The sequence below is a fragment of the Streptomyces sp. NPDC002265 genome (genome assembly GCF_040296125.1).
Taxonomy (GTDB): Bacteria; Actinomycetota; Actinomycetes; order Streptomycetales; family Streptomycetaceae; genus Streptomyces.
Window position 1 is genome coordinate 1 of sequence record NZ_JBEOWS010000580.1, and the last position, 3587, is coordinate 3587.

A 3587-nucleotide genomic window follows, 5' to 3' on the forward strand; every position below is an offset into this window, starting at 1 on the left:
GCACGACGCCGCAGCTCAGCGGGGTAAGGGGAGGGACGTGCCATGACTCAATCCTCTCAGAGAATCGAGTCTCCATTCGAACCGGTGCGGTTCAGATTCCTCTTTGGGTGGTTATATGTCCTGGTAGCGGGGTGGTTGGGGGTGCTCGGGGGCGGGTGCTGGGCGATGGTTTTATGGGCGCGACCGGAACGCGACGAGGACGAGCGGGCTGTCGTCCGCCGGCTGGCGCGGGCGCGGAAGGCGCCTCGGGATGCGGTGATGCGGGCCCGAATGATCGAGTTGAGCTGGTCGGGGCTGCGGGTGCCGGCGATCGTCGTGGAGCTGGGCTGCAGCCAGAAGACGGTCCGCTGCTGGCTGCACCGCTTCAACCGTCTGGGCCTGCAGGGACTGGATGATCTGGGCGGGCAGGGCCGCAAGCGGCGGATCACCGAGCACGAGCGGTCCCGGATCATCTCCCTGGTCAAGACGGGCCCGCCGGGGCGGCCGGTGCACCGGATCGTCGCAATGTCCGGCGACCGCCAGCGGCGCGGACCCGGGGAGGGCCGAGGACGAAGGCGGCCTGGTCGACGAGGGGGAGGGCGGCGGGACTTTCGTGGTCGAGGAGGCTGAACAGGTCGCCGAGGCGGCGCTCGAGGGGGGTCGCGGTTGTGGGTTTGCGGCGGCGGATCTGGCCGAGGTGGTTGTTGGCGGGGAATGGCCCGATGGCCGCCGACGGGGCAGAACCCGAGGTGGCCGGTGCCGGGATCGAAGGAGACCACCTGGCCGTACAGGCGGTGCAGGGCGGCAGTGCCGGGACACCTGCCGCCGTCGGGGCCAGGGGCGCAAAAGCCGGAACCGGAAGAAGACGGCGGCACGACGGGATCCCCTCGCGTGCCAACGGTCTGGACGACGAACTGCCCCGCACGCTCCACGAAGCACAGACTGCCGACCACCATAGCGAGGCAGCCATCCGACAGCGGCAAGATCAGACAACCTCAACGCCTTCGTGTGCATGCCGCGGCGCGCGCTGCGCCGTTTTTGCTGTGCCGAGCCGCCGACCCTGCTACGACTTGACCGGAAACGGGGAGGGAAAAGGGCCATGTCGGAGTACCAGCACTACCAGTTCGAGGTCGACACCCCGCTGACCGACGCGCAGCTCGCGCAGATCCGCGCACTGACGACACGCGCGAGGCTGTCCCGGCACAGCTTCGTGAACACCTACGGCTGGGGCGACTTCAAGGGCGACCCCCGACTGCTGGTGGAGACCCACTACGACGCCCACCTCTACTTCGCGAACTGGGGCACCCGACGGCTGATCCTGCGCTGGCCCGCCACCGCCCTGTCCCTGGACACCGTCCAGGCGTACTGCGCCGGCGATTCGGCGGACGCCTGGGAGAGCAATGGATACGTCCTTCTCGCCCTGGAGTCCGATCCCGAGGACGACATCGAGGACTTCAACGACCTCTTCGGCATCGACGAGGATGACTTCGACGAGGACGGGGGCCGGGACGAGCAGTGGCTGCCCTCCATCGCCCGAGCCCGACAACAGGTCGCCGAGGGAGACCTGCGCCTTCTCTACCTCGCCTGGCTGCTGCGCGCACGCAACGGCGAATTCGACGACGACGACCTGGAACCCGCCGTACCACCAGGACTGGCCGACCTGCCCGAGCCCCTGGCCGACCTGGCCACGTTCCTACGCATCGACGCAGACCTCATCGCGGCCGCAGCCCAGCACGCACCCCCGCCGCCCCGCCCCACACTCGCCGCCCACCTGGCCTGGACCGCCACCCTCGACACGCAGGAGAAGGACACCGTCCTCGCCCGGCTCATCCACGACGGCGATCCTCACCTCCTGTCCGGGCTGCGCCGTCGCTTCCTGGACAGCCGGGCGCCCGGCGGCCCCGCTCCCGCACCCCGCACAGTTGCCGAACTCCTTGCCGCGGTCCCTGCCCAGAAGACGCTGCGTATTGCCCGCCAGGAACAACGGGAGGCCGAGGAGCGCGACCGGGCGGTGTGTCAGGCGCGCGAGGCGCAAGACCGGCGGCTGGCCGACCTGCAGGACGATCCCGAGGCGGCCTGGCACCGCGTGGGAGAACTCCTCTCACAGCGAGGAACCCGCCATTACCCGGAGATCGTCCGTCTCCTGGGAGATCTGGCCGCCCTCGCCGACCGGGACGCCACCACCGGCGCATTCGCGGAGCGGTACGCCCGGTTCATCGCCACTCACCGGACGAAGAAGGCCCTGATGCGCGATCTCAGAGCCGGGGGACCTGCCTGCACCGCCCTCATCGCCCTCACCCCCGCGGCGGACTGAACCTTCAGCGCCGGCTCGTCCGTGGCATAACTACAGCCCACTCAGCACTCGGCCACTGTGTTGCGGGCGGGCACCTTCCCGGGCCCACGCCGCTGCCGGCCACCGGAAAGCGCGACGATCCGAAATCCGTCCGGTTCAGTGCCCCCGTGCCGCGGTTCCGAGTGACACCTCACTGCGTCCGTTCACCCCGAATTCTGTCAACCAGGACCGCCGCGCCTCTCAGGGAATCGAGTAGTATGCCCCGGTTCTAATGGATTCGGGTTGCTGGACAATTGACGATCCAGCAGCCTTCGGAGGCCGTGATGCCGCCCCGCAACTATCCACCCGAGTTCCGTCGCAGAGTTCTCGATCTCGTCGCGTCCGGAAGGAAGGTCGCCGAGGTTGCCCAGCTCCTCGGCATCAGCGACCAGACGATCTATGTCTGGCGCCGCCAACACTTCATCGATACAGGTCAGTTGCCCGGAAGGAACAGCAGCGACCAGTCCCAACTCGCTGCGGCCCGCAAACGCATCGCCGAGCTGGAGGCCGAGTTGGCCATCCACCGACGGGCCGCAGAACTGCTGGGTGAGGTGACGCCCCCAAAAGGCGGTTCGAAGCCATCCGCGTGATGGCCGGCCAGCACCTGCCGGTGCAGCTTGCCTGCCGGGTACTGCATGTCGCCGAGTCCGGATACTACGCCTGGAGGGACCGACCGCCGTCGAACCGTCTGGTCAAGCACGCTTGGCTGACCGAGGCCATCGTGGGCATCCGCACCGCCTCCCGCGACACCTACGGCTCCCGCCGGGTCCACGCCGAGCTCCGCCTGGGTTTGAGCATCCACGTCAGCCACGGCACCGTGGAACTGTTGATGCAGCGCGCTGGCCTGCACGGCCTGCCCGGCAACCGACGTCGCCGCGCCAAGCACGTCACCCCGTCCGTCGCCGACCTGGTGGAGCGGAACTTCACCCGTCACGCCCGGGACCAGTTATGGGTCACCGACATCACCGAGCACCCCACGCTGGAGGGCAAGGTGTACTGCGCGGTGGTCCTGGACACGTTCTCGCGGCGCGTGGTGGGCTGGTCGATCGACGCGGCGGATTCAATTGGTCGTCGATGACATCGATGCCGGGCACGAGGTGGCCGACGTGGAAGGCGATCTGGGCGAAGTAGTTCGCCGGTTGCGGTTGGGGGTGAGCAGTCCGATGGGCTGCACCGGGGGAGTTCCTCGGGGACGATGTTCGTGGGGTCGAGGAGGTGCCGGGCGACCCCACGATCAGGATTTCCCAGGGGCACGCCCCTCCAAGATCGCAGCGAC

4 protein-coding genes and 1 pseudogene are annotated in these 3587 nt (G+C 68.6%); 4 read left to right on the plus strand and 1 reads right to left on the minus strand.

Annotated features, from left to right (window positions below; translation table 11 throughout):
* Positions 1-258 precede the first annotated feature (258 nt).
* From ABT085_RS45065 to ABT085_RS45080, 4 genes are all read left to right on the plus strand, one after another.
* Positions 259-609: a helix-turn-helix domain-containing protein gene (locus ABT085_RS45065; protein ID WP_351622673.1), complete on the plus strand. Its 351-nt coding sequence runs from the start codon at positions 259-261 to the stop codon at positions 607-609.
* 469 nt (positions 610-1078) lie between these two features.
* Positions 1079-2293, plus strand: coding sequence for a hypothetical protein (locus tag ABT085_RS45070; RefSeq protein ID WP_351622676.1), 1215 nt, complete (start codon positions 1079-1081; stop codon positions 2291-2293).
* Between the two features lie 272 nt (positions 2294-2565).
* Positions 2566-2901: a transposase gene (locus tag ABT085_RS45075; RefSeq protein ID WP_351622679.1), complete on the plus strand. Its 336-nt coding sequence runs from the start codon at positions 2566-2568 to the stop codon at positions 2899-2901.
* The gene (locus ABT085_RS45080) at positions 2901-3389 is read left to right on the plus strand and encodes an IS3 family transposase (protein WP_351622684.1); all 489 of its coding nucleotides are present in this window, start codon (positions 2901-2903) and stop codon (positions 3387-3389) included. Before ABT085_RS45075 ends, ABT085_RS45080 begins: the two co-directional genes overlap by 1 nt.
* Here the strand turns inward: ABT085_RS45080 and ABT085_RS45085 are convergent.
* Positions 3373-3587: pseudogene (locus ABT085_RS45085) on the minus strand (catalase); the annotation flags it as partial. The gene ABT085_RS45080 and the pseudogene ABT085_RS45085 overlap by 17 nt on opposite strands.